The sequence below is a fragment of the Plantibacter sp. T3 genome, from assembly GCF_902506515.1.
GTDB lineage: Bacteria > Actinomycetota > Actinomycetes > Actinomycetales > Microbacteriaceae > Plantibacter > Plantibacter auratus.
This window is the reverse complement of the sequence record NZ_LR733286.1, coordinates 3,416,346-3,442,516: the sequence shown is the minus strand read 5'-3', so window position 1 is coordinate 3,442,516 and position 26,171 is coordinate 3,416,346. Positions and strand designations below refer to the sequence as shown.

Below are 26,171 nucleotides of genomic sequence, written 5' to 3'. Positions count from 1 at the left end.
CTCGCCTGCCGAACCCGAGCGGTCGGCGGCAAGGACAGCGCTGTGCACAGAACGTTCGCTCCACGCGGTCGATTGGCGATGCTCGCCGTGGCGGCGACCATCGCTCTCGCAAGCGCCGGCCTGATGGCTGGCACAGCCGCTCCAGCTCAGGCGGCGACGGTCAGACTGGCGGGCGACGATCGATTCTCGACGGCGGTCGCCATCTCGCAGGCAGCGTTCCCCGACGGCGGGGCCACCGTTGCGTACTTGGCGACCGGCTTCAACTTTCCGGACGCCCTCAGCGCGGCGCCCGCAGCGATGGTAGAAGGTGGTCCACTCCTCCTCACGATGCGCGATCGGCTTCCCGAGACCGTTCGAGCGGAACTCTCGCGCCTCGGCGTCACGAAGGTCGTCGTCGTCGGCGGTGTGAACGCCGTCGACGCTTCGGTGGTCGACGAACTCGGTGTTCTCGGTATCACCGTCGAGAGAGTCTCGGGTACAGATCGGTTCGCGACGTCGCGAGCGCTGATTCAGCGAGCGTTCTCGGTGACCGGAGCAACGCAGGTCTTCCTCGCGACAGGATCCAACTTTCCCGACGCCCTCTCCGCGGGGGCCGCAAGCGGACCCCGCGGGATCCCGGTGTTACTGGTCGACGGAAGCTCATCGGGCCCTAGCTTGGATGATCTGGGACTGTTCCAGGCGTTGGGAACGACGAGTGCGACGCTCATCGGCGGTTCGGCCGCTATCGGGGAAGGCTACGCGGGCGGATTGCGGAAGTCCGTCTCATCCGTTGGCCGCATCGCCGGCCAGGATCGCTACGAGACGTCGGTCCTCATCAACAGTCAGTTTCCATCGGGAAGTTCGTCTGCCCTGATTGCAACGGGAACCGCGTATGCGGACGCACTGGCGGGTGCCGTCCTCGCGGGCCGCACCGGCTCGTCGCTGTACGTCGTGACGCCGACTTGCCTTCCGCCTGTCGTCGCCAACGGTTTGGCTTCGGCAGGAGTTACGGAACTGACCTTGCTCGGTGGTGCCGCGGCGCTTTCTCCCGCTGTGGCAGATCGCTTCGTCTGCCTTCCGCCACCTGCGCCGGCTCCTGCTCCGAACCCGCCTCCGGCGCCGGCGCCACCGCTCGGTTCAGCAGGGAACCCGCATCGGGACGGTGTCACTCCGGGGGCGTTCTGTAAAGCTTCGCTCGACGGGCAGTACGGCCGAACGGCGACCGGGCTCCTGATGGTCTGCTCGCGATCCGCGACAGATTCCAGACTTCGGTGGCGTCAGGCCTGACTCAGCATCGGCGGGACCACGGCACTCACGCCGGTGGTGGCGGCACTGAAGCGCTGCTGAGACCGGTCAGCGACGGCGGACGAGTCGTGCGAGTCGATCCGTGGCGCGCACGACCCGCCTCGAGCGCAGGGCCGCCGCCTCACCTTCCACAACGGCGAGGCGGGCTGCGAGGTCGGCCTCGCGCTCCGCTGCGGCTTCGAGTCGATCCTCGAAGCCGGAGGCGATGCGCTTCGCCCGCTGCACACGGTCGTACCGGAGCGCCTCGCTGAAGGCGAGCTGTGCTTTCCGGGTCGCCTTGTCGAAGTCCGCATCCGGCACGGGCGCCGTGAGCGCATCGGCGAGCACGTCATCGCGCACCAGGGTGCCGTCGACCGCTCCCTGCTCGAGCTCCTCGGGCGTGGGGTGGCGCATGAAGTAGTACGGCAGCAGCGCACCCGCCTTCAATCTCGCATAGTCGCGCATCCCGTGGTGGTTCGGGCTGGGTGTCAACTCGGGGTTGCTCTCGTAGGCGCGCCCGGAGATCTCGACCTTGTTCTTGTACTGCTTCCACGAACGCCACGGCAGGTGGAGGACCTCGATGGCGAGTTCCGGCGGCGGGGAACCCTGCGACGCCAGGCTCACGAAGTGGTTGCCCTGGATCACGTCGATGTCGGGGGACCCGATGTGCACGGCGTCCGGGGTCGGGTGGGCACGCACCCCGGCGAGCTCGAGCTGGTCCTGGGTTCGGGCGTCGCGGTAGACGAGCCGATCGAAGCCGGTGCCGTCCTTGGCCGGTGCGCCGGTCAGGTTGACGACCGGGACGAGGAAACTGAGGTAGGTCTTGGGGATCTGCTCGAACACCTCGTGGAGGGTCTTGGTGCGATCGACGGGCAGGAAGAACTCGTCGGCATCGGCGTTGATGACCCAGTCCGCTCCATAACGGGTGTAGGCGTCGCGCGCCATCTGCGTGACCACGGGCGCCTGCTGCTTGCGGTGCACCGGGTCATGACGGAGGTCGATCCGCCCCTCGGCCGCGTAGCGCTCGAGGATCTCGGTGGTGCCGTCGACCGACCCGTTGTCGGTGACGATGAAGGTGTCGACCCCTTGGGCCTCGTGGTGGTCGAGCATGGCCGCGATGATGTCCGCTTCGTCGCGGACCATGATCGTCATGGCGAGTTTCATCGAGTGTGTTCCTGTCGGGTCGGCATCGGGACAACCGCTCCAGCTTACGCGTCGGTCGGTCCGGTGTGGTCGTGGTGCAGGTAGGCGTAGAACTCGTCTTTGATGTACGCGAGCGTATGGTTCTGATTGGTCTCGTCGAGGACGAACGTGACGGGGAGGTCCGCCTTCTCCAGACGCCACCCGAGGCGGGCGGCCAGGAACGACATCCAGATGTCCTCGAGGAACCGGTACCGCTCGGGCAGGTCGGTGAAGAACGCGTCATCCGTGACGATCTCGGAATCGCAGACGCAGCCGCCGGTGCCGACGTAATCGGCCCGCTCGCGGTCGGCGAGATCCGTCCGGTTCCAGTAGGAGCCGTGGTTCGCATAGGCCCAGACCCCCGCGATCACCCGCTCGCCCGCTCGTTCGAGGAGCGATCGGATGAAGTCCGGTTCGACGTCCTGATCGTCGTCCAACATCACGAACGGTCCGCGATAGCCGGCGAGTCTGAGCTTGCGAGCCGCCCAGAAGCGTCCGATGCCGCCGATGTTCTCCGGGCTGGCGCGGAACTCGATGCTGCGGAGCGCACCGCCCACGCCGACCTCCGCGATGACCCGGCGATAGTGTGCCTCGTCGTCCGGCTGGTTGTTCCAGAGCACCAACCGGAGGTGGCGGTCGACTCGTTGGTCGCGCAGCAGACGGATCACGTCGGCGAGCCGCTCCCGCCGGTTCCACAGGCACACGACGACCGCGAGGTCCTCCTCGTGCACCTCACCCGCCAGGAGCTCGATGGTGAACCGTCCGTCGAGCATCCGCCGCATCCGCTGGTCGGCCCGGCGCTGCTGGTAGGCGAGCACGGCTCCACGGTAGTCACGCGCCGCGCGGCCGAGGGCGCGCCGCGGGAGGCTCCGGTATCCGTCGGGCACACCGACCTCGCTTTCCTGGAGATTGCCTGGCGGGAGTCCGCTTCGAACCCCAGCACGCAGTCTCTCATGTTCACTCCTGTATCCTCGGAGGCGTCTCTGCTCGAAATCAGCGGAGAGCTGTTTCGAACTGCTAGGAGATCCACTGCATGGCTATTGCTGCGCCGAGCCCGGACGATCGGGCGGAACGACTGGCGGGACTGCCCTGGGAGGACGCCGGTTCACCCGGGTCGTCGCTGGGGGGTTCCACCTCGCAGCTGAAGGACATCTGGCGGCACCGCGAGCTCCTCGGTCTGCTGACGAACCGCGAGGTGAAGGCGCGGTACAAGGACAGCGCACTCGGCTTCTTCTGGAGCCTCATCAAGCCGCTCATGCAGCTGCTCATCTACGCGGTCGTCGTCGGGCAGTTCCTCGGAGCAGCCCGCAACATCGAGAACTTCGCGATCTACCTGTTCGCGGGTCTGACCGCCTACGGGCTCTTCAGCGAGATCGTCGGCGGCTCGACCTCCTCGATCATCGCCAACTCGGGCCTCGTCAAGAAGGTCTACCTACCGCGTGAGATCTTCCCCCTCTCCGCTGTGGGCTCGGCGATCTTCAACTTCTGCATCCAGTTCGTGATCCTGTTGGTAGCCGCCGCGTTGTTCGGGACACTGCAGTTCTCAGGCAACCTGCTGTTCGGCCTCGGCGGCTTCTTCGTGCTGCTGGTCTATGCGACGGCGATCGGACTCCTGCTGTCCGCCCTGAACGTCTACCTCCGCGACGTGCAGTACCTGGTCGAGGTGCTCCTCATGCTCTTCATGTGGGGTTCGCCGATCCTGTATCACTGGACGTTCGCGGTGCAGCACATGCCGGGTTGGCTGGCCGACATCTACCTCAACAACCCGATCACGCTCGGGGTCATCGGATTCCAGGAAGCGTTCTGGGCGAGCACAAGCAACGGCGAGACCCTGCCCGACCTCGGGCTCCGCCTGGCCATCGCCGCCGTGGTCGGCATCGTCCTCCTCTTCGGAGCCCAGCGCGTGTTCGCGAAGCTCCAGGGCAACTTCGCGCAGGAGCTGTGAACATGAGCACCTCAGTCCCCATCGTCCGTCTCGACGACGTCTCGAAGCGGTTCGTCATCCGCAAGGAGAAGAGTCTCAAGGAGCGGCTGGTCAACGCCGGCCGGTCGGCGAAGCACAAAGAGGACTTCTGGGCTCTCCGGAACATCTCGCTGGAGGTCGACTCAGGCTCGACCATCGGGCTCATCGGGCCGAACGGCTCCGGCAAGAGCACCCTGCTCAAGGCGATCGGCGGCATCATCGAGCCGACCAGCGGTTCGGTGAAGCGTCGCGGTCGGCTCGCCGCGCTCCTCGAGCTCGGTGCCGGGTTCCACCAGGACCTCACCGGTCGCGAGAACGTGTACCTCAACGCCTCGATCCTCGGGCTGTCCCGCAAACAGACCGACTACTACTTCGAGGACATCGTCGAGTTCTCGGGGATCCGTGACTTCATCGACACGCAGGTGAAGTTCTACTCGAGCGGCATGTACATGCGGCTCGCCTTCGCCGTGGCGATCCACGTCGACCCCGACCTGCTCCTCGTCGACGAAGTACTCGCCGTCGGCGACGAGGCGTTCCAGCGGAAGTGCCTCGACAAGATCCGGTCCTTCCAGGCCGAGGGCCGCACGATCGTCATCGTCACCCACTCCCTGGGCCAGGTCACCGAACTGTGCGATCGCGCCGTCCTGCTGAACCGCGGCGAGGTGCTGTTCGACGGCGAACCGCACGTCGCGACGACGGAGTTCCGCGACGTGCTCGAGGAGCGACGTCAGGAGGAGATCGCCGAGCACCCCGAGGAGCAGGAGGGCGCCGGACGCATCATCTCGGTGAACGCCCACGCCGTCGGTAAGGCGGTCGGTGAGCCCGTCGCGCCCGGAGACGACCTCATCGTGTCCGCGACCTTCTCCCACAGTGAAGGGCTTGACGACTGGATCGCCGCGGTGCAGATCGACAGTGCGCTCGGCCAGGTCGTCTACGGCACCACGAGCAAGCGCATCGGACTGTCGCTCCCGCGGCTCCGGAGCTCCTGCACGGTCGACTTCGTGCTCGAGAAGGTGACCTTCGGCGAAGGCAAGTACTTCGTCAACGTGTCGCTGATGACCCACGACGGGGTCCACCTCGCAGACCGGCCCCAGATCGCGTCGTTCGATGCCCCGCACTTCCAGCTTGCCGTCGGGACCGTGCACGCCGTGCCGACCGCCAGCGTGGTGGATTCCGTCGCGTGACCTCTGGGTCTCGCCTACACGCAAGCCCAGCGAACTCCAAGTCGGCGCCTCGGTAGGATGGAGCGTTGACTCGTGGGGAACGGACGAAGGTGGGACGACGTGACTGAAGAGGCCGGAACCGGAGAGCTCCGACAGGCGAGGCTCGAGATCGCCCGCCTGCGAGCGGAAGCGGCCCGCCTGGCACGTCAAGCCGACGACGCAAAGCGGCTGCTCCGGGCTGAGCGTGCGAAGTCTGCGAAGTACGCGGAGCAGGTGCGCGAACTGCGCCGATCCTCCTCCTGGCGCCTGACGAAGCCGGTGCGAGCCGTGAAGCGGCGCGTGTCATCGCTCCGCAGGGGCCGCTGAGGTGGGCGGTACCGTTCTGCGTGAGGTCCTCCCTCGGGTGGTGATCGAGCGCCCTCGAGCGCTCCCGACGCACCCCGAGCGGGTGGCGTTCGTCGCCAGTTGGGGCGCGGATCCGCACGTCTCACGGTCGCTCTCCACTCTCGTCTCGGAGCTCGCCCGTTGCGGCTACTTCGTCGTCGTCGTCCGTGCGTCGGACTCGGTCGAACCACTGGTCTGGCCGACGCCTCCCGAGGCGCTGGTGGTGCGCAAGCCCAACATCGGGTACGACTTCGGTTCATGGGCGACCGGGATGGCGTTGTACCCGCAGCTGCTCCGGGCCCCGTTCGTGCTGCTTGCGAACGATTCACTCGTCGGCCCGTTCGGGTCGCTGCAGCCGATGCTCGAGGACTTCGAGACTCGCGACACGGACGTCTGGGGCGCGACGAACACGCTCCAGTTCTCGCCGCATCTCCAGAGCTACCTCCTGGGCTTCCGGAACGGGATGCTCCGGGACCGCCCGGTCCGCACCTTCTGGCGCACGCTCGTCGACCACGACGACAAGCAGCAGATCATCGACCAGTACGAGATCGGGCTGAGCGAGCTGCTCCACGTCGAGGCCTACGTCACGAGCGCCTGGATCGATCACGCCCAGGTCGTCGAACCGGGGGAGAACCCGGTCATCCGTGGCTGGCGCCGACTCGTCCAGCTCGGGTTCCCGTTCGTGAAGCGGGAGATCATCACCAACCCGAGCGTGGTCGCCGACGGCGTCCGCGCTCGCGAGACCGTACGAGCCGCCTTCGGGGAAGACCCGATGGACTGGTTGCCGACCACACCGGACACGAAGCCGAGGTAAGACATGAGACGAATCACCCCCGGCGGCGCGAAGCGGTTCGCCGGCCGCAAGATGATCTCCGCGGGCGTCAAGCTCGCCGAGCTCGACCCGGCCATCGTCCAGCACCACGTGCCGACGGCCTATCCGGCCGGGTTCGAGAACTGGCTGCGACGACGCAACGACCGCCTGACCTCGCTCTTCCCGAGCGAGTGGCGCATGCGCGAGGCGTCGACGGTGCCCGCCGCGCGCGTCGCTGTGGTCGTGCACGTCTTCTACGCCGAGCTCGTGCCGGAGATCCTCCACGAGCTGCAGCACCTGCCCGTCGAGTTCGACCTCATCGTCACCAACGCCACCGGCGTCCCGCTCGACCTCGACACCTCGTCCCTCGACCGCGTCGGGCGGGTCGAGGTGTACGAGGTGAACAACCAGGGACGCGACATCCTGCCGCTCGTGTCGCTGGTCAACGCCGACATCCTGGAGCCGTACGAGCTGGTCCTCAAGATCCACACGAAGCGCAGTGCCTGGCGTGCCGAGCACACGGAGCTCAGCGGCACGGGCGATGAGTGGCGCCGTTCGTTGTACGCCGGCCTGCTCGGCTCGCCGGAGCACGTCGAGTCCATCCTTTCGGCATTCGCCGGGGACCCGTCCCTCGGTCTCCTGACCGCCGACGGCAACCTCGTCGGTCCCGAGTTCTGGGGCGGCGACCAGCAGATCGTCGAGGCGCTCCTCAAGCGTCTCCAGCTCGAACTCGAACCGGAGACCCTCCACTTCGCGTCCGGTTCGGTCTACTGGGTCCGCGGCTTCATCCTGCAGGGTCTCCGCGCGCTGCAGTTGAGCGAGTGGGACTTCGAGGCGGAGGCCGGGCAGGTCGACGCGACCACGGCGCACGGCGTCGAGCGCCTCATCGGCATCGTCACGGAGGAGGCCGGATACGACCTGCGCGAGGTCGGTTCGCTCACCGCCTCCTCGACCGATGTCGAGTCCGACGGTTGGAAGCGGTTCCGACGGGATGCCGAAGTGGAACCGCGGGCCAGGGCGGTCCCCTTCTACCTCCCGCAGTTCCACGCCTTCCCCGAGAACGACCAGTGGTGGGGCACCGGCTTCACCGAATGGTCGAACGTCGCCGGAGCACAGGCCATCTACGAGGGGCAGAACCAGCCGCTGCTCCCCAGCGACTTCGGCTTCTACGACCTCCGGGCGCCCGGTACCCGGCGGAAGCAGTACGACCTCGCCCAGTCCATGGGGATCGAGGGCTTCATGTACTACTACTACTGGTTCGCGGGCAAGAAGCTCATGAACCTGCCGGTGGAACAGCTGGTCGCGGACTCCGATGACGAACCGTTCTGCATCATGTGGGCGAACGAGAACTTCACGCGGCGATGGGACGGACGTTCGACGAACGTCCTGATCGGTCAGGACTACGAGCGGGTCCCCGCGACGCAGTTCATCCACGACGTCATCGACCTGCTCACCGACGACCGCTACATCCGAGTCGACGGTCGCCCGGTGCTCGGTGTATACCGGATCACGCAGATCCCCGAGTACCGTTCGGTCGTCGCCTACTGGCGTCAGGTCGCTCGTGAGGCCGGGTTGGACGACCTCCTGCTCCTCAGCGTGGACGTGAGCGGCGCGTTCGACGGGGTCGAAGGCGACCTCTCCGAGCACGGCATGGACGCGTACATGGAGTTCGCTCCCCACAACAAACTGTGGAGCCCATGGGACCGCGCGGACACGGAGTTCGACGACCGGTTCCAGGGGAACACGTTCCGCTACGACGCCATGGTGGAGAACGCCGAGCTCACCTTGTTGGAGGGTGTGTCCGATGACCGCTACCCGGGCGTGATGGTGAACTACGACAACACGGCCCGACGCCAGTGGCAGCCGGATCTCTGGTGGGGCTCGAACCCGTACACGTTCCGACGCTGGTTCGACGCGGCCGTGTCGGCCGTCGCGGACCGCGATCGCGAGCACCGTCTGGTCTTCGTCAACGCCTGGAACGAATGGGCGGAGAGCGCCGTCCTCGAACCGACGCTCCGCTTCGGCAAGTCCTACCTGATGGCGATCCGCGACGTCCTGTACCGCTGAGCGCGATTCGCGCGAACGTCGAAGGGGCTGCACCGAACGGTGCAGCCCCTTCGACGTTCACGGCTCCGGTCAGGGAACCGTGGTCGCCTTGCACCCCAACTTCACGCTGGTCGATGCTTCGTAGATGCACACGTTCCGCGCCCCGGACGCCGCCGGAACCGTCAGGTCGAACCCATGGTCGGTGCCGGCACCCGGGTAGAGGCCGTCGAACCAGGACAGGGTGCTGTTGGCGCGGTAGGCGGCACCGACCCCGTCGACGTCCACCCAGACGAACGACGTCGTCGTCGCCGGGTCCACGCCGGGCTGGTACGCCCAACCGGTCACCCGGACCGTGCCCGCCGCGGGGGTGATCGTGTCGAACGATCCGGTCGCGGTGGTCGGGGTCGGCGTCGGTGCGACCGGCGTCGGCGTGGGGGTGGGCGTGGGGGTGGGCGTCGGCGTCGGCGCGGGTGCCGGAGCCTTCCCGGCGCCGACGGTCACCGTCTTGCAGCTGAACAGCACCGAGGTCGCGGATCCGTAGGCACAGATCCGGTAGGTCCCCGGCCCCTTCGGCAGGGTGACGTCGAACCCGTGGTTCTTGCCGGCTCCGGGGAACAATCCCTCGAACCAACTGAGGCTCGTGTTCGCCTTGACCGCGGTTCCGACGCCGTTGATGTCGAACCAGACGTAGGACGGGTCCTTCGTCGCGGAGTTGTAGGCCCAGCCGGTCAGCTTGATGCCGCCGTCGACGGCGGTCGCGGTGTCGAAGGAACCGTATTCTGCCGGAGCGGGGACGTTGACGGTCTTGCAGCCGAGCAACTTCGAGGTCGCCGAACCATAGACGCACACTCGATTGTTGCCCGCCGTCGTCGGGATCGTGAGGTCGAACCCGTGGTTCTTCCCCGCCCCCGGGAACATGCCCTCGAACCAGCTCAGTGCGGTGTTCGCGCGGTAGGCGGAACCCTTGCCGTTGACGTCGACCCAGACGAACGTCGAAGCCGTGGTACTCCGGTCGAACGCCCAACCGGTGAGCCGGAGCTGATTCGCCGAGGCCGTCGCGGTGTCGAACGACCCCACCTCCTCGGACTTCAGCGTCACGGTCTTGCAACCCAACCGACCCGAGATCGCGTCGACGCACACGTTGTACGTCCCGAGTGGTCTGTCGAGCTTGATGGAATACCCGTGATTGGCACCGATGCCGGGGAAGTATCCGTTGATCCAGGGCAGGGAGACGTTGGCCGCGACCGCCGGTTCAGCCTTGCCGTTCACGGAGACGGTCACGTTGGTCGGGTTCTTCGTCGTGTAGTCGACTGCCCAACCGCTGAGGATCATGCCGCCCGGGACCTGCGTCGCAGTGTCGAACGATCCGGCACCCTTCGGGACGGTGACCTGCTTGCAGCCGAGGAGCGTGTTCATGGTCGAGTTGTAGACGCACACCTCGTACGTCCCCGGCGGCTTCGCGATGGTCCCGTCGAAGCCGTGATTCGGGCCGTAGCCCGGGTAGAGGGAGTTGAACCACGCACGGGACGTGTTCGCCAGGAACGGTCCTCCCTGGCCGTTCACGTTGACCCACACGTATGCGGGCGCCGTGCTGTTCGGGTTCATCGCCCAGCCGGACACGGAGATGCCCTGGTATCCACCGGACACGCCGTCGTACGAGCCGTACGAGGAGCCCGTCGTCGGACCGAACCAGTCCGTGTAGATCCGCCAGAAGTTCCGGTTGCCGTAGGCACCGCAGCCGTCGCCGGTGCCGTAGAGGTTGGCGAGCGCGGAAGCGTTCGGCTGATAGGGCGTGTAGTTGTAGAGTCCGGCCGTCGCAGCGTTCTGGATGTAGACGGTGCTCGAACCGCAGGCGGCGTTCGGATTGAACCGTACGGCGTTGTTGCGACCGGGGACGTGGTTCCAGCGGGTCGGGTTCGCCTGGTAGTTCTTGAACTGCAGGGCGGCCGCGTACACCTGGTTGAAGAAGCCGTAGTAGTTGGTGTCGCAGTCGGCCGTGTCCGGGCAGCCGTAGCCCATGGCGCTCCGGTACTGCCGCGCGGAGGGCCAATCGTCCGTGATGAGGCTCTGCTCCTTCTCGAGCATGACGATCAGGACCTTCTGGCTGATGCCGCAGGCGACGCCGACGCGCGTGATGATCTCCGCCGCGCTCTGGTTGCCTCCCGAGTACGCCGCACATCTGCCGGAGACCGCCGCGCGGTTCGGGGTGTTCTCGCGGAAGTCCTTGAGGCAGGTGTAGCCGGACCGACAGGTGGACACCCGAGAGTTCAGCACCGACTGCACTGCTGCCGCCGACATGGAGATGTCGTTGTAGAAGAGCTGGTCGCTGATGATGTTGCCGGGGTCGAAGTTCCGTGCCTCGGCGGCTTCGGACGTCTCCGGCGTCGAACCGACGACGAGGCCGGCCACGAGGAGCGAGAAGATGGCGAAGAATGCCGCCAAACGATGTTTCACGGGATCTCCAGAGTGGTCGGGGCGGAGGTCGTCGTGACCGCCGCTGAAGCGTAGTCGAGCGTGACGGACCAGGTGCCCGTGAGCAGGGCGCCGGTGTCCAGCTGGACGACCCCGCACGAGGTCTGCCCGGCGTCAGCAGCCCCGACGGACTCGATGCGCTGTTCGTCGCCGGGCCCCGTCAGGACGTAGGTGCACGAACCGTCGTTCTCGATGACGCCGGCGACGTAGCCGGAGATCGAGATGGTCGCACCGTCGGGATCGATGGTGGCGAACACGATCACGGCCTCCGGCTCGATCGGCGCCGGCTCCGGGCTCTTGCCCGGTACCTCGCTGGTCGAGCCGGTCGGTGAGGGGCTGGAGTCGGGAGCCGCGTCACCGCCGAAGCAGCCGGTCAGCCCGAACGTGGCCACGAGACCGACCACTGCGAGCAGTCCTCCACGACGTGCGACCAGCATCGGCTTCCTCTCATCCACCCCCGGATGGGTGACCGGCGGTTCTCGGCTCAGTATACGGCCGGACTGGAGAGTCGCTGAGAACGGCCCCGAACCGCTGCGTTCCGTGCAACTCAGCGCGCGATGCGGCGCTGCAGCCCGTTCACGGCGCGGCGGGCGAAACGCTCGGCCCGCGCGATCGGGCCGGCCTCCTCGCGCCTGAGGACGACCATCGCCTGTTCGAACAGCTCTCCGGTCGGGATCCAGGACTCGACGACGAACCCGTTGGCGCCCCACGTGCGCTCGACGAACTCCCGGGGTGCGGCCGCCCAACCGTAGAACGACTGTTCGCGCGGTCCGTCATCGCCGCCGCCTCCGAAGATGAATTCGCCGTTGCGGAACTGCTCGAGCGCGAGCTGCGCGTCGGGGACCACAGCCGCGAGGTTCGTCGCGAACGTGTCGGCCTCTCCTGCGGCCACCGCAGCCTGTGCACCGGCGACCTGGGCGAGGAAGTTCTCCTCGAGCACCGTGATGAAGACCTTGCTCCCCGGCCGGGTCATCCGCGCGAATTCGGCGGACCACCGGCGGTGGGCCTCCTCGGAGAGGTGGGAGAACACGCTGAACGCCGTCACGGCGTCGAAACTGCCGCTGTGGAAGACGGTGGGCGGCATCGGGCGGTTCGTGACCGCGTTGACGCCGGGCAGGGTGTGGTGCAGGAGCGCCGTCATCTGTGTGTCGACGTCGCTCGACCAGATCTGGTCCGCCCGGAGGCGACTCATCAGGAGGCGGGTGATCCGGCCCCAGCCGGAACCGAAGTCGAGGACGAGGTGTTCGCCCTGGTCGCCTGTCGGCCACCGGTCGAAGGCCGCTCCGATGAAGCGCTCCGCCTCTCGGTAGGCGTCGAGGTAGCTCGCGCCGACGAACTTCTGCTGGATACGCCGCGGTGGATTGGACGGTGCCTGGACCCTGGGGTCGACGATCCCGGGGACGTCATCGAGGGTCTCGGCGTCTGCGAGTCGTTCCACGTAGGAACGCTGGGTCTCGGCTTCAGTCAATCGGGGCCTCCTGGTGGGAACGGGTGGGTTCAGTCTTCCACGACCTCGGAAGCGACGGGTGACCTGTGACGAGCGGTCCGTGCTCGGGCGGTGACGATCGTCATCAGAGCTGCAGCTGTCGACTAGGCTCGCGGAGGGCGACCGGGCCGACGGCCGCCGCGGATGAGGGGGCGGTCGTGGTCGAGGTTCGTCGTCAGCAGACGGATCCGGGGGAGACCGGGACCGTCGCGCACCGCAGCAATGCATCGCCTCCCCTGGCGCTCTCGTCCGGGACGGTCCTCGCGGCCGCCTACCTGGTCGGCGTCGTCCTGCTCGCCGTCTGGGCGCTGTGGTTCGGGGGAGCGGGATGGCCGCTCTGGCTCGCCGTCTGGCTCGGTGTCGGTGCGCTCGTCGCCCATCGGACGGACTGGTTCCTCGGCATCGCCGCCGGCCCTGCCGTCGGTCTCTTCGTCGTCACGATGCTGCTCCGTCTGACGCCCCTCCTCGGTGTCGGCATCGCCACACCGGTCCTGATCGTCCATCTGGCGATCGGCGTCGCCGTGGCGGTGCTGCTCTGGCGACACGGTGTTCTGACGCTGGATGCTCGCCTCGTCCGACCGCTCCGCCAGATCCTGGTCGCCTCGGCGAGCGCGCTCGCCGGACTCGTGGCCGTGTTCGCGATCGTCGTCGTCCCCGGCCGGTGGAACATCGCGTGGGTGACGAGCGGCGACTCCATCACCAGCCTGATGTTCTCCCGATACATGTTCGGCGACGGCGGGATCAGCCCGGAGCGGACCAACCCGGTGCCGGTCCCGTATTCGCTCGTGGCCGCAGCGCTGGCACCCGGGCGGCATTCCATCCCACCCGAGGAGTATCTGCGACACGACCTCGGTCAGCTCGCCCAACTCTGGATCCTGGTGCTCCTCGGTGCTGCCGTCCTGGCCGGTGCGGTCGTCGTCGCGTCGCGGGGTACGGCCTCCTGGTGGGTCACGACCCCCCTTGCGCTGGTCGCCGGTGCGCTTCCCCTCAGTTGGTTCGTCGCGGGGAACGCCCTGCAATTCGGCTTCTTCAACGCTGCGCTCGCCTGTTTCCTGCTCCTGGCCGGGTGGCTCGTCTACCTGCGCGCCGAGCAGTACCCGGTGCCGGCCTACGTCGTCCTCACGCTGATCATCACGGTGCTCCTCGGCACGTGGGGTCCGGTCGCCATCGTCCTGGGGTCGGTGCTGCTCGTCCTCGCCGGACGGAACCTCCGAGTGCTCACCAGCAGGGTCGACGTCCCCCGGTTCATCCTGGTGATCGCGGCGACCGCGCAGATGGTGGGGTACGCGTTGTTCGTCACCGTGCCCGACTTCCTCCGTGAGCAGGGTGCGCTCTCCGCCGACGGCGGCATCTTCACCTCCACGTCCAACACCGCCATCGCGGTCGGGGCCGCTCTGCTCGTCGTCGCCGCGTGCGCCCGCCTGCAGCAGGGCCGATCGCACGTCTTCGCCGGCGTCCTCGCCCTCACCGGCGCGGGGGCGCTGCTGGTCGTCGTCTTCGTCCTCCTGCGCCACGCCGTGCCCAACCCTTGGGGGTACTATCCGGCGAAGTTCGCCTGGTTGCTGGAGGCGCTGGCGCTCGTCATCATCCTCGCCCTGATCGCTCAGGCGCTGTCCGTCCGGCTGGACCAGGTGCGGAGCGCCCGTGTGGTCCTCGTCGCCGGTGGCATCGTGCTGGTCGGATCGCTCGCGTGGCAGATCACGCCGCTCGGCCCGGGAACCTCGGCGGTGTCACCGATCGTCGAGGTCTGGCGGAAGACGGGTATCGCCGCGTCGGGCGACGCCGCGGAGCTCGCCATGCGGTTCGCGACGCCGGGGGAGAAGAACATCCTGGTGGGGTACGCCGATCCCTCGACGGACGCCTACGTGAACTCCTGGAGCCTGCAGATCAACACGACGGACGCGACCGACCCCATCCGGATCTCCGCCTACGCCCTGGACGTGACGAAGATCGACGACGTCTGCACGGCGATCGGTCGGTTCGAGAGCGGAGCGACGATCCGGACGCGGAACCCCGACCTCGAGGCCTCCCTGCGTGCCGAGTGCTCGGATCAGGACTTCTCGGTCGTCCTCGACGGCTGATCGTCCAAGCGGTCGGCGCTCGGTTCGACGGCCCGATGGTCGGGTGCTCCCAGGAAGAGCTTCCTGCTCAACCAGACGGCGACGACGAGCACGAGGAGGAGCGCGACCGACAGCGGGCGCCAGCCGATGGGCGGCTCCCAGCTCGGGTCGAAGACGAATCGGCCGAAATCGCCGTCGATCCCGACGGCGTAGCGCCTGAGGGTCATGACGAAGGCGAACAGGTGGCCGATCGCCAGGAGGACGAACCCGCCGACGACGAACCGCGCGATGCGACGGTCGGCACCGATCCCGACACCGGCGTCGTCGAGCGCCAGACCGGCGACGATGACGAGGCACAGCAACATCGCGAGCATGTAGCGGCCCTGCCAGATGTATCCGTACTGCGCGTAGACGGAGAGGGTCGTGAGGACGGGCACGACGAGGCACACGACGAGGAGGCCCCAGACCGCGACGGTGGTGCGTCGTCGACCCCACACGACGGACGCCGACAACAGGAGCAGCAGTGCGGCGCTCCACGCGATGATCGTGGCTGACGGGGCGGGGGTGTCGACCCAGCCGAAGAACCCGATCATGCCGAACACCCAGTCGATGGACTGGATGAAGGTGTAGCCGGCCGCGAAGAGATAACTCACGATCCCGAGACTCGCGGGGGCCGAGCCGGCGAGGGCTGGCGGTTGCAGGTACCAGGCGACGGTCACGAGACCGACGACGGCCGCCCCGACGAGCAGTGCCAGGCCTGGTGGCGACTTCAGGAGGGCCGCCACCCGCGGCCGGTTGCCCAGGAAGATGGCGGCGACGACGATGAGGAGCACCCAGAGCAACGAGATGCTCCGCGTCGTCATGAGCAGGCTCGCGGTGACGAGCGCGAGGCCGGCCTGTTCCCAGAGCCGTCGTCCGGTGGCCGTTCCTCGGGTCATCGCGAGCAACGTGGCGAAGAGCCCTCCGGCAGCCGCGACCTCGAGGCCGTTCGGGTTCAGGGAACCACTGAGGTAGAGCACCATCGGGGTGACCCCGACGATCGCGCCGACCATGGCCCACCGCCAGCGGGGGAGGAGGGTGAGCTGCATGACCATGACGGCGAGCGCGAGGGCGCAGACCGCGGCCCCGGCGATGCGCATGGCGTAGAAGGCCGCGTCACCGGTGACGAAGAGTGACGGCCAGCCGACGATCGCGTAGAACGCCGGACTGTTGAGCCCGGCCGAGGACCCCGTGGTCACGAGATCCTCGTCGCGATCCCGGAGTCCCGCCTGGCAGTCGGCGGTCAGTTCGCCGTCGAAGGCGAAACACACGAGCTGATGCGCGTTCGCGATGTTCTCGGGTACCGTCGCCTCGGTCAGGCTCGGATTCTCGGGCCAGGGCACGGACACGAGCTCTCCGCGCGCCACCGCAGCGGCGCGGATGGCGTGGGACGGTTCGTCCGGAATGGACCCGATCGGCGAGGCCAGCGCCCAGAGGACCATCGGCGCCAGGATCGTGACGAATGCGAGGAGGAAGGTCAGCCAGCGTCGTCGCTCCCAGCGGGTGGGGGCGGAGCTGCGGGCGGGAGAATCCATGTGGTGGAGGTTCCGATCAGGTCGATGCGCGACGGTTCGCGGTTCCGTCGCCGATCAGCTTAGCGGCGGGTCCGAGCGGATCCTCAGAGCGCCGCCCCGGTGTCTGGGCGACGGAGCCGACCGGCGCGTCCTGGTCGTTGAGGAGGCGTCGGCGAAGGAGGACGGCCCCGGCCGTCAGCACGACGAGATATGCCACGGAGAGCGGCAGCCAGCCGGCGGGAGGCTGCCAGGTGACGTGCTGGAGCATGTCGGCGAAGGAATACTGCGAACCGACGGTGTACCGCCGCAGGGTGTTCACGAAGGCGACGAGGTGCGCGATCACCAGGGCGCCGAGTGCGATCGTCGCGAGTCGACGGGTCGTCCTCACCCCGAGGACGACGTCGCTCCCATCGATGACGACGCCGCACAGGACGAGGAGGACCGCGAACATCGCGAGCGTGTACCGTCCCTGCCAGATGTAGCCCATCTCGGTGACCAGGGCCGCCTGGACGAATGCCGGGACGAAGACCAGGACGAGCACCAGCAGGAGCGGGGCGAGCAGAGCGCGACCTCGGCCCACGATGAAGGCGGCCGCCACGAGCGATCCCGCCGCGACCGTCCAGATGGCCATCGCGGAGAGCGGGAGTGCCGTGTCGATCCAGCCGAAGAGCCCGATCCACCCCTGGGCGTAGTCGAAGGTGCTCACGAGCATCTGGAGGAATCCGGTCCAGTACCCGGTGCCCACCTCCGGATACGTCTGCCCTCCGTCACCGTAGGTGGTGAGCGGGGTCAGGAACCAGGCCATCGCTCCGACCGCGACGAGCCCCGAGACCACGACGGTGACGATCGCGGCCGGTCGTCTGAACAGGTCCTTCGCGGATCGCCAGTCGGCGGCGAGGAGCGCGGCGACGACGATGACGAGCACCCAGAGCAGTGAGATGCTGCGGGTGCTGGACAGGAGCAGTGTCGCGAGGACGACCATCGCTCCGCGCTCCCAGAGCAGTCGCGTCGACGAGGCGCGCCTGAGGGTGAGGAGCAGGACCGAGATCAGGGCCACCGCGGCGGTGACCTCGACACCGTTGGGGTTGAGCGTTCCCGACAGGAACGCGACCATCGGTGTGAAGCCCGCGACCAGCCCCATCAGGGCGAACCTCGCCCGTGGGAACTGCCAGAGCGACATCGTCGCGATGGCGAGCATCGCCGCGTTGAGCAGGGCGCTCATCCCGCGCATCCCGTACAGGGCGGCGTTGCCGTCGAGGACCAGCGTGGGCAGCCCGGTGATGGCGTAGAAGAGCGGGTGGTTGGAGTTCGCCGTGGTGACGGCCGGGGTCGGTGTGTCGTCGGGGTCGACGGGTCCGTCGCAGCTCGCGCTGACGTCGGGCTGGTAGGCGTAGCAGGTGCGCCCCTGGGTGTCGGCGATGTACTTCGGCACGAGCGACTCCGAGAGCCAGGTCTCGCCCGCCTTCGGCTGCCCGGTGAGGTCGCCACGGACGACCGCGGCGGCGCGGATGAAGTGGGCCGGCTCGTCAGGCGAGGAGCGCAGCGGGGAGGCGAGCGACCAGAGGAGGTTGGCTGCGAAGAAGCAGACGAACGCGATCACGAACACGCGCCAACGGTTCCTGACCGGGCGTGCGCCACCGGACGGTTCGAGCGGGCCTGCGAGCGAGATGATGTTCCATTCGACGTGATGACGGGCGATCGTGCGCCGACCGCGGAGACTGCAGACAGTTTATGCGGAAGCCGTCACGGGCGACGGCTGACGACGGGGTATCCTGACTCCACCTCGGACCGCCCATCGGCGTCCGTCCAGGGGCCGGCCCCGCACTCAGGAATGGAACGCATGACGTCGACGACGAACGTCCCGTACGACCAGCCGCGTCGTCCGGGCAAGCGTCTCCGCCTCCCGGGCGGTGGCATGTCGCTCAGCGAAGGACTGGGCGGCCACCGCAACTCGCTCGGCGTCCTGCGGCTCATCCTCGCGTCCATGGTCATCTTCTCGCACGCGTTCCCCACCGGGGGCTGGGGGGAGGATCCGTCGAAGGGGTGGACGAACGGCCAGGAGACGATCGGTGGGTTCGCCGTGGTCGGCTTCTTCACGATCAGCGGCTACCTCATCGCGAAGAGCGGTGCGTCCGCGGACATCCTCCAGTTCGTCTGGCGGCGCGCCCTGCGGATCTTCCCGGCCTTCTGGACCGTGCTCCTCGTCGGTGCCGTCATCGTCGGACCGATCGCCTGGCACCTCTCCGGCCGCGGTCTGCGCGACTACATCGGGGTCAGCCCGGTCGCCTACGTCTTCTCCAACGCGGACCTCACGATGCGGCAGTGGGGAGTCTGGGACATCTTCCAGAACACGACGCCGTACGGCGAGGTCGTCCAGTACAGCGTCTTCAACGGCTCGCTCTGGACGCTCACGCTCGAGTGGGGGTGTTACATGCTGATCGCCGCCCTCCTCGTGGTCGGCGTGCTCCGCCATGCCCGCTGGGTCGTGCCGGCGCTCGCCGCAGGGTTCTGGCTGGCCGACATCGCCTACAGCGTCGCACCGCAGATCGTGACGGTGTTCATCCCGCAACTGGTCGACGCGAACCCCATCAAGCTGGGTCTCGCCTTCCTCATCGGTTCGTCGCTCGCGATGTACTCGAAGCGGATCCCGCTGAACGACTGGATCGGCGTCGCGTGCGGTGTCGTGGCGGCGGTCACGCTCGTGACCGGAGGGTGGGTGCTCCTCGGGTACCCGGCTTTCGCCTACTTCATCCTCTGGCTGGCGGCTCGCCTCCCGAAGCGCGTCCAGTGGATCGGCGCCAAGAACGACTACTCCTACGGCATGTACGTCTACGGGTTCCTCGTCCAGCAGTTCACCGCCTTCCTCGGGTGGAACGCCCTGGGTTACTGGCCGTGGGTCGGGCTGACCATCCTCGTCACCTCGGCGTGCGCGTGGTTGAGCTGGCACGGGGTCGAGAAGCGGGCGATGGCGTTGAAGGATCGCGGTCCCGGGCGGGGACTCGAGTGGCTCGCGACGCGTCGGACCGCGGATCCCGTGTGACGGTGACCGCGTCGAGTACCATCGAATGTCGGCCCGCCTACAGCTAAGGACACCCATTCGTGACTGCAACAACGCTCGGAACCGTTCTGGTGACGGGAGGCGCCGGCTTCATCGGCTGCGCGCTGTCCCACAAGCTCGCTGCCACAGCCGAGCGGTGGGTCGTCATCGACAAACTGCACCCGCAGGTCCATCCGAGCGCAGAACGGCCAGCCGACCTCCACGAGGCTGCCGAGCTGGTCGTCGGTGACGTCACCGACGCCGCCGCCTGGGACGCCCTGCTGGCGGACGTCGAGCCGGACGTCATCGTCCACCTGGCCGCCGAGACCGGCACGGCGCAGTCCCTCCACGCCGCCACGAGCCACGCTCAGGCGAACGTCGTCGGAACGACGGAGATGCTCGACGCACTCGGCCGGGCGGGGCAGGTCCCGGGACACTTCGTCCTGTCGTCGAGCCGGGCGGTCTACGGCGAGGGCCAGTGGCGGCGCACCGACGGGTCCGTGTTCGAGCCAGGGCAACGTTCGCACGCTCAGTTCGAACGTGGCGAGTGGGACTTCCCGGAGGCCTCACCCCTGCCCAGCCGGGCCGCGGTCACCATGCCGGCCCCGACGAGCGTCTACGGAGCGACGAAGCTCGCCCAGGAGCACATCCTGTCCGCTTGGACCGCCGCCCACGACGCGAAGCTCACCGTCCTCCGGCTGCAGAACGTGTACGGTCCCGGCCAGTCGCTCATCAACTCCTACACCGGCATCGTCTCCCTCTTCTCCCAGCTCGCGATGGACGGCGGCACGATCCAGGTGTACGAGGACGGTCGGATCGTCCGTGACTTCGTCTTCATCGACGACATCGCGGAGTCCTTCCGCGCGGTCATCACCGCCGGACCGTCCGCCGACGTGTCCCGCTTCGACATCGGTTCCGGCGTCGGGACGACCATCCTCGAGCTGGCACAGGCCATCGCGGCCTATCACGGCGCGCCCGCGCCGGTGATCAACGGGATGTACCGCGACGGCGACGTCCGGCACGCCGAGTGCAGCATCGACGACACGCTCGCCGGACTCGACTGGGCCCCGGCCTGGGACGTCACGCGGGGGGTCGCGGCGCTGCAGGAGTGGATTGCCGCCCAGCGATAGCGCCGTTCCGCCCGAGGCCGTGCGCCGCGGGCCGAACGGTGCCGTCCTGATCCTCGCGGCGACCGCCATCGGGGGAGGCGCGGGCTACCTCCTCCAGATCATCACGGGCGCAGCCCTCGGGACGGCGGCGTACGCGCCGTTCGCGGTCTTCTGGTCGGCGCTCTACCTGCTCATCAGCGCGCTGTCGGGCGTCCAGCAGGAGGTCGCGCGTGCCACCCACGTCCTCGGTGAGGGAGCACGGGGCGCATCCCGTGCGCCGGTCGTCCGCAACTTCGCGGTGGTCGCGGCGCTCATCATCGCTGTGCTCATCGCCGGCACCGCCTGGATCTGGGTTGGCGCGGTCTTCCCCGCGAACGGCTGGTCGCTGGTGCTTCCGCTCGTCATCGGCCTCGCCGCCTACGTCGTGGTCGCTGCGACCGCGGGCGTGCTCTACGGCCTCTCGCTCTGGGGGTCCGCTGCGGCCCTCACGATCGTCGACGGGCTCGTCCGGTTCGCCATCGTGGCCGTCATGCTCTCGCTCACCACCGATATCGCGGTCCTCGCCTGGGGCGTGACGCTTCCCTTCGCCATCACCCCGCTCATCCTCTGGCCGTTCATCCGACGCGGTGTCGTCGGGCGGTTCGGGATCGACGTCGGACCGCGGGAACTCAGCTGGAACGTCCTGCGGACCGTCACCGCCGCCGCCGCGACCGGGGTCATGGTCAGCGGCCTGCCGCTGATGATCCAGGCGACCGGCGACATCGTCTCCTCGGACGCGTTCGGTTCCCTGAGTTACGCCATCACCCTCACCAGGGCACCGATCGTCATCGTCGTACTCGCACTGCAGAGCTATCTCGTCGTGGTCTTCCGTACCGACGCCGACGCCATGCTCGGCCGGGTCGTCCGGTTCGCGATCATCGTGCTCGCCGGTGCGGGCCTCCTCGCCTTGCTCGCCTGGTGGCTCGGTCCCTGGGCGCTCTCGATCCTGTTCGGGCGTGCGGACGTGCTGTCCGGAGGCACCATCGCCCTCCTGGTGGCGACCGCGGGCCTCGTCGGTGTCCTGTGCGTCACGGGCGCGGCCACCCTGTCGCGCGCGCAGCACGGGCCGTTCGCCGGTGGCTGGATCGTCGCCGCCGTCTCCACGATCATCGCGTTGCTCCTGCCGCTGGGCTTGCACGAGCGCACGATCCTCGCGATGGTCGTCGGCCCGGTGGCCGGTCTGATCGTGCACATCGTCGCTCTGCGCCGGCCGGCGTCGGTGCACCTCGGCCCGCCGGCGCCGGACGACCCGATTTCCTGATCCGGGGCGGCGCGGATAGCGTGGGCGGGCGCATCGACAGGCCGCAGCACAGCCCGTCACCGTCAGGAGGCAGACCGTGAGTCCCAATTCGTTCACCGCACTGCGCCTCATCGCGGCGGTCGCAGTCCTCGTGCGGCACTCGCTCATCATCCTGGACGACGAGATCTCGCCGTTCGGTGCGCTGGACATCCCCGCACTCGGGCTCTGGGTCTTCTTCGTGGTCTCCGGGTTCCTGCTCCCCGGCGCGTGGGAACGCCGTCCGCAGCTCGTGCGATACGTGTCGGCCCGGGTCCTGCGCGTCTTCCCCGGACTCTTCGTCAGCCTCCTCGTGACGGTGGTCATCATCGGCGCGATCGCCACGCCACTCGGCGTGCGCGCATACCTGTCGGATCCGCAGACGCTCAACCACCTCACGAAGAACCTCGTGCTCCTGCCGGACTACACGCTGCCGGGTGTGTTCTCGGACAACCCCTACGCGAACGCCGTGAACGGTGCCCTCTGGTCGCTCGGACCGCTGTTCGCGATGTACCTGTTGGTGCCGGTCATCGGATGGATCCCGTGGCGGCGGGTGCGGGCCTCGGTCTGGACGGGGCTGCTCGTCTGGTGCGTCGTCGCTCCGCTCGTCGACGCGATCCCGACGCGTGACATCGTCTGGGGCAACTTCGTCGACGACATCCTCCGGGTCGCCGCGTTCTTCTGCGCCGGCGCGGCGCTGCGCGAGTGGCGTGTCCCGCTCCGACTCGACGCGGCGATCATCGCCGCGTCCGTGTTGGCCATCGTGATGGTGCTCGAGCCGGAGCTGACCTGGTTCTTCGCGCACCTCGTGGTCCCGTACGTCCTCGTGACCGTCGGGTCGCAGCCGATCCCGGTCCTGCGATCGGCCGGTCGCTTCGGAGACCCGAGTTTCGGGATGTTCCTGATCGGTTTCCCGGTCCAGCAACTCGTCATCCATCTGAACCCGCAACTCGACTGGGTCCCGAGCATCCTGACGACGCTCGTCCTGTCGGTCGCCTACGGCTATCTGCTGTGGTGGTTCGTCGACCAGCCGCTCGCGAGGATGCGGGTCAGCTCGCGTCGTCCGGGGACGAACCGTCTCGAGGCACCTCGGCCAGCCGCTGTTCGAGCGCCCTGATCCGAAGATCCTGCAGAGCGCTCTCCTCTGCCAGCGTCCGGCTCCGGTTCTCGAGGGTGGTGAGCTCCGAGCTGTGCTGAATGCTCACGAGGAACAGGATGAAGATGCTCACGAAGAACACGAGGTTCGTCGGGATCTCGACGCCGATGACGCCGGCGGCCCAGACGAGGACCTGCGGGAACACGCCGATGACGAGTGCGAGCAGGCCGGCGATGAGCCACCAGACGGCGTGCCGTTCGCGCAGTCGCCGTTTCCGCAGCATCTCCACGACGATCCCGAGGGTCAGGACCGCGCCGACGATGCCGAGGATGTAGGTGCCGATGGGGATCATGCGGTCACCACCTCGTCTCCGTTGTGCAGGGCCACGGGCGGTCGGATGAGCGCGAACACGAGCGCGAGACCGGCTCGTGCGAGGTACTTGGCGGCCTTGAGGGGATTGTGGGAGGGCGTGCCGCCCGCGCGAGGGCGCATGGCGACGGGGACCTGGCGGATCACACAACCCGAGCGGGCGGCGATGACCAACGATTCGATGGTGTCTCCGAGGTACTCCGCGGGGTAGTGCTCGGCGAACAGTCGCACGGCGCGGGGGCCCGTGGCGCGGAAGCCGCTCGTCGTGTCGGTGAGTCTCGTCCGCGCGACCCTGCTGAGGACGCCAGAGAGCACGACCATCGCCCACTTCCGTGGACCACGCACCTCGTAGTCGCCCTCTCCGGCGAAACGGGCGCCCAGCACCAGGTCGGCGGTCTGCAGCTCCTCGACGAGTCGCACGACACCCGAGGGGTCGTGCTGGCCGTCGGAGTCGACCTGCACCACGTTCCGGTACCCATGGGCGAGGGCGTACTTGAACCCGGCACGCATCGCGCCACCGACGCCGAGGTTGTAGGGCAGTTCCGCGACGATCGCGCCGGCCGACCGGGCTTCGACGGTCGTGTTGTCGGTCGAGCCGTCGTTGACGACGAGCACGGCGACGCCCGGGAGTTTGGCGTGCACCTCGCGGACGACGGCGGCCACGGACGCCTCTTCGTTGAGCGCCGGCATGACGATGAGCGTGCCGGCGAGAGAGGTCGTCATACGGGGAATCCTAGCAATCGGGGGCGGAGCCGACCCGTCGACAGGCTCGGGGAGCGGGATCCGGGGCGGGGAGCGAAGCCATCGTCCTGGGCGAGGGTGCGGTGCGTGGGCGGGATGGGGTCCGGCTCAGACTCGCGCGAACACGTGCTCCAGCAGGGCACGGCGTCCTGCGGTGTTCTGAGCGCGCAGGGCTGCGGGCAGCTCGCTCAGGGCGTTGGCGCGGGAGGTCCAGTGGTTCGCGGCGGCGCGCGCGGCCCGGTTCCATCCCATCGCCCGGAGATCGCGCCGGGCCTCTCCGAACAGCGTGCGCTCCTGACGGAATTTCGAGCCGTCCGGACCGGTGACCGCGGAGACGCTCTGCGAGTGCCGGCGGTAGGCGAAGCAGATCTCGTCGTCGAGGACCAGACTCCCGCCGTCCTTCGTGATCTCGAGCAGCATCGCAAGGTCCTGCACGACATCGAGGTCCAGTCGGAACTCGTGCTTCCTGAGCGCCTCGACCCGCCAGACGAGCGACGGGAAGTACGTCCAGTTGCCGCGGAGCAGGCTCGTCGCGAGCTGCTCCCCCCGGTACTCGCGGGCACCGGTGCCGGAGAACCGGTAGAGCGCTTTGATCCGGTCCGCGAGCGGACGGGAGGGTGTGCCGTTCTCGTCGATGACCGAGACACCGGGCTGGATGATCGAGGCCTGCGGGAATGCGGCGATGAGCTCGCGCACGCGGCGGACGTAGTCCGGCAGCATGACGTCGTCGCAGCCCATGATGACGGAGAACTCCCCGGACATGAGGGACACGCACTTGCGATAGTTCTTCGAGGGGCGGAGGTTCACCTCGTTGCGGATGTAGGTGATGCGCGGATCGCCGAGCCCGACAGCCCACCGGCCCGGGGCGAGGTCCGGGTAGACGTCGTCGACGATGGTCAGGTGCCAGTCGGGATCGGACTGCGCGAGGACGCTCTCCACCGCCGCCTGGAAGTGGTCGAAGCGGCCGTAGAAGGGCATCATGATGTCGAGCGTCACTCAGGTAAGCTAGCAACGATTCTCGGGCAGTGCGGAATTCTTCGACGATCTCCCGGCCCGATCACACGCACCGATCCAGAGCGGAACCTCATGACTGACACCCCCGTGAAGAAAGCTGTCATCACCGGCATCACCGGTCAGGACGGCAGCTACCTCGCCGAGCTCCTGCTGTCGAAGGGCTACGAGGTGCACGGCTTCGTGCGTCGCGCGTCGACCTTCAACACCGGCCGGATCGACCACATCTACGACCCCGAGGCGACCCACGACGGTTCGCCCAGGCTCCAGTTGCACTTCGCCGACCTGGCCGACGGGTCGCGCCTGGCGACGCTGCTCGCCGAGGTCCAGCCAGACGAGGTCTACAACCTCGCCGCCCAGTCCCACGTGCGCGTCAGCTTCGACGAGCCGGAGTACACGGGCGACACGACCGGCATCGGGACGGTCCGGCTCCTCGAGGCCATCCGTCAGGTCGGTCTCCACTGCCGCTTCTACCAGGCGTCGAGCTCCGAGATGTTCGGGGCGACGCCGCCGCCGCAGAACGAGGAGACCCCCTTCTACCCGCGCTCGCCCTACGGCGTCGCGAAGGTCTACTCCTACTGGATCACCCGGAACTACCGTGAGGCCTACGGCATGTTCGCGGTCAACGGCATCCTGTTCAACCACGAGTCGCCGCGACGCGGTGGCACTTTCGTGACCCGCAAGATCACCCGCGCCGCGGCGCGCATCGCCGCCGGCCAGCAGGACTTCCTGTACATGGGCAACCTCGACGCCGTCCGCGACTGGGGCTACGCGCCCGACTACGTCGAGGGCATGTGGCGGATGCTGCAGGCCGACGAACCGACCGACTTCGTCCTGGCCACCAACACCGCGTACACCGTGAAGGACTTCCTGCAGTTCTCCTTCGAGCGGCTCGACCTCGACTGGGAGAAGTACGTCAAGTTCGATGAGCGCTACCTCCGTCCCACCGAGGTCGACGCGCTGATCGGCGACTACGCGAAGGCCGAGTCGGTCCTCGGCTGGACCCCGAAGGTGCTGCCACCGCGCCTCGCGCAGATCATGGTCGACTCCGACGTCGCCGAGCTTGAGGCGTCGGGCAAGCCCTACATCGACACCGCGGAGGTCTAGGCG

Annotated in this window: 22 protein-coding genes; 12 read left to right on the top strand and 10 right to left on the bottom strand. The window is 68.0% G+C overall.

Annotation, left to right across the window (positions count from 1 at the left end):
* Window positions 1–42: 42 nt before the first annotated feature.
* On the top strand, window positions 43–1,266 hold the full coding sequence (locus tag GV015_RS16320; RefSeq protein ID WP_159879413.1) for a cell wall-binding repeat-containing protein: 1,224 nt from the start codon (window positions 43–45) through the stop codon (window positions 1,264–1,266).
* 66 nt (window positions 1,267–1,332) lie between these two features.
* On the opposite strand, the gene GV015_RS16315 is transcribed toward GV015_RS16320, so the two are convergent.
* Together GV015_RS16315 and GV015_RS16310 are read right to left on the bottom strand one after the other, a co-directional pair.
* Entirely contained in the window at window positions 1,333–2,427 is a 1,095-nt protein-coding gene (locus GV015_RS16315; protein WP_236555506.1) for a glycosyltransferase family 2 protein, read from the bottom strand.
* A 44-nt stretch (window positions 2,428–2,471) separates the two neighbouring features.
* A complete protein-coding gene (locus GV015_RS16310; protein WP_159879411.1) occupies window positions 2,472–3,332 on the bottom strand; it encodes a glycosyltransferase family 2 protein in 861 nt (286 codons plus the stop codon).
* A gap of 146 nt (window positions 3,333–3,478) precedes the next feature.
* On the opposite strand from GV015_RS16310, the gene GV015_RS16305 reads away from it, so the two are divergent.
* The 5 genes from GV015_RS16305 to GV015_RS16285 all read left to right on the top strand — a co-directional run bounded on the left by GV015_RS16305 (window position 3,479) and on the right by GV015_RS16285 (window position 8,833).
* Window positions 3,479–4,390 carry an ABC transporter permease gene (locus GV015_RS16305; protein ID WP_159879409.1) on the top strand — a complete coding sequence of 304 codons (912 nt, stop codon included), beginning with the start codon at window positions 3,479–3,481 and terminating at the stop codon, window positions 4,388–4,390.
* A gap of 2 nt (window positions 4,391–4,392) precedes the next feature.
* Window positions 4,393–5,592 (top strand): ABC transporter ATP-binding protein, encoded by a 1,200-nt coding sequence (locus GV015_RS16300; protein WP_159879407.1) that lies wholly within the window; start codon window positions 4,393–4,395, stop codon window positions 5,590–5,592.
* A gap of 99 nt (window positions 5,593–5,691) precedes the next feature.
* A complete protein-coding gene (locus GV015_RS16295) occupies window positions 5,692–5,937 on the top strand; it encodes a hypothetical protein (RefSeq protein ID WP_079707297.1) in 246 nt (81 codons plus the stop codon).
* Between the two features lies 1 nt (window position 5,938).
* The gene (locus GV015_RS16290) at window positions 5,939–6,769 is read left to right on the top strand and encodes a rhamnan synthesis F family protein (RefSeq protein ID WP_236555505.1); all 831 of its coding nucleotides are present in this window, start codon (window positions 5,939–5,941) and stop codon (window positions 6,767–6,769) included.
* 3 nt (window positions 6,770–6,772) lie between these two features.
* Complete coding sequence (locus GV015_RS16285; protein ID WP_159879405.1) at window positions 6,773–8,833, top strand: glycoside hydrolase family 99-like domain-containing protein; 2,061 nt, start codon at window positions 6,773–6,775, stop codon at window positions 8,831–8,833.
* A 69-nt stretch (window positions 8,834–8,902) separates the two neighbouring features.
* Here the strand turns inward: GV015_RS16285 and GV015_RS16280 are convergent, their stop codons facing one another.
* From GV015_RS16280 to GV015_RS16270, 3 genes are all read right to left on the bottom strand, one after another.
* Complete coding sequence (locus tag GV015_RS16280; RefSeq protein ID WP_159879403.1) at window positions 8,903–11,266, bottom strand: hypothetical protein; 2,364 nt, start codon at window positions 11,264–11,266, stop codon at window positions 8,903–8,905.
* A complete protein-coding gene (locus GV015_RS16275) occupies window positions 11,263–11,721 on the bottom strand; it encodes a hypothetical protein (protein ID WP_159879401.1) in 459 nt (152 codons plus the stop codon). The genes GV015_RS16280 and GV015_RS16275 overlap by 4 nt, the downstream gene beginning before the upstream one ends.
* Window positions 11,722–11,831: 110 nt before the next feature.
* Window positions 11,832–12,722, bottom strand: coding sequence for a class I SAM-dependent methyltransferase (locus GV015_RS16270; RefSeq protein ID WP_159879399.1), 891 nt, complete (start codon window positions 12,720–12,722; stop codon window positions 11,832–11,834).
* Between the two features lie 206 nt (window positions 12,723–12,928).
* Between GV015_RS16270 and GV015_RS16265 the strand changes: the two genes are divergently transcribed.
* A complete protein-coding gene (locus GV015_RS16265; protein WP_159879397.1) occupies window positions 12,929–14,851 on the top strand; it encodes a hypothetical protein in 1,923 nt (640 codons plus the stop codon).
* On the opposite strand, the gene GV015_RS16260 is transcribed toward GV015_RS16265, so the two are convergent.
* The gene (locus GV015_RS16260; protein WP_159879395.1) at window positions 14,821–16,404 is read right to left on the bottom strand and encodes a DUF2142 domain-containing protein; all 1,584 of its coding nucleotides are present in this window, start codon (window positions 16,402–16,404) and stop codon (window positions 14,821–14,823) included. The genes GV015_RS16265 and GV015_RS16260 overlap by 31 nt on opposite strands.
* 16 nt (window positions 16,405–16,420) lie before the next feature.
* The gene (locus GV015_RS16255; protein ID WP_159879393.1) at window positions 16,421–17,989 is read right to left on the bottom strand and encodes a DUF2142 domain-containing protein; all 1,569 of its coding nucleotides are present in this window, start codon (window positions 17,987–17,989) and stop codon (window positions 16,421–16,423) included.
* 234 nt (window positions 17,990–18,223) lie between these two features.
* Between GV015_RS16255 and GV015_RS16250 the strand changes: the two genes are divergently transcribed.
* From GV015_RS16250 to GV015_RS16235, 4 genes are all read left to right on the top strand, one after another.
* The gene (locus GV015_RS16250; RefSeq protein ID WP_159879391.1) at window positions 18,224–19,423 is read left to right on the top strand and encodes an acyltransferase; all 1,200 of its coding nucleotides are present in this window, start codon (window positions 18,224–18,226) and stop codon (window positions 19,421–19,423) included.
* A gap of 59 nt (window positions 19,424–19,482) precedes the next feature.
* Window positions 19,483–20,550 carry an NAD(P)-dependent oxidoreductase gene (locus tag GV015_RS16245; protein ID WP_079707288.1) on the top strand — a complete coding sequence of 356 codons (1,068 nt, stop codon included), beginning with the start codon at window positions 19,483–19,485 and terminating at the stop codon, window positions 20,548–20,550.
* The gene (locus tag GV015_RS16240; protein WP_159879389.1) at window positions 20,534–21,829 is read left to right on the top strand and encodes a hypothetical protein; all 1,296 of its coding nucleotides are present in this window, start codon (window positions 20,534–20,536) and stop codon (window positions 21,827–21,829) included. The genes GV015_RS16245 and GV015_RS16240 overlap by 17 nt, the downstream gene beginning before the upstream one ends.
* A gap of 76 nt (window positions 21,830–21,905) precedes the next feature.
* The gene (locus tag GV015_RS16235; protein ID WP_159879387.1) at window positions 21,906–22,961 is read left to right on the top strand and encodes an acyltransferase; all 1,056 of its coding nucleotides are present in this window, start codon (window positions 21,906–21,908) and stop codon (window positions 22,959–22,961) included.
* Here GV015_RS16235 and GV015_RS16230 read toward each other — a convergent pair.
* The 3 genes from GV015_RS16230 to GV015_RS16220 form a co-directional block, all read right to left on the bottom strand.
* Window positions 22,894–23,292 carry a DUF2304 domain-containing protein gene (locus tag GV015_RS16230; protein ID WP_236555503.1) on the bottom strand — a complete coding sequence of 133 codons (399 nt, stop codon included), beginning with the start codon at window positions 23,290–23,292 and terminating at the stop codon, window positions 22,894–22,896. The two genes, GV015_RS16235 and GV015_RS16230, sit on opposite strands and share 68 nt — an antisense overlap.
* Entirely contained in the window at window positions 23,289–24,032 is a 744-nt protein-coding gene (locus tag GV015_RS16225; RefSeq protein WP_079707285.1) for a glycosyltransferase family 2 protein, read from the bottom strand. The genes GV015_RS16230 and GV015_RS16225 overlap by 4 nt, the downstream gene beginning before the upstream one ends.
* Window positions 24,033–24,158: 126 nt before the next feature.
* Window positions 24,159–25,046 (bottom strand): glycosyltransferase, encoded by an 888-nt coding sequence (locus GV015_RS16220; RefSeq protein ID WP_159879385.1) that lies wholly within the window; start codon window positions 25,044–25,046, stop codon window positions 24,159–24,161.
* Between the two features lie 90 nt (window positions 25,047–25,136).
* Between GV015_RS16220 and gmd the strand changes: the two genes are divergently transcribed.
* Window positions 25,137–26,168 carry a GDP-mannose 4,6-dehydratase gene (gene gmd / locus GV015_RS16215; RefSeq protein ID WP_201299401.1) on the top strand — a complete coding sequence of 344 codons (1,032 nt, stop codon included), beginning with the start codon at window positions 25,137–25,139 and terminating at the stop codon, window positions 26,166–26,168.
* The last annotated feature ends 3 nt before the right edge of the window (window positions 26,169–26,171 follow it).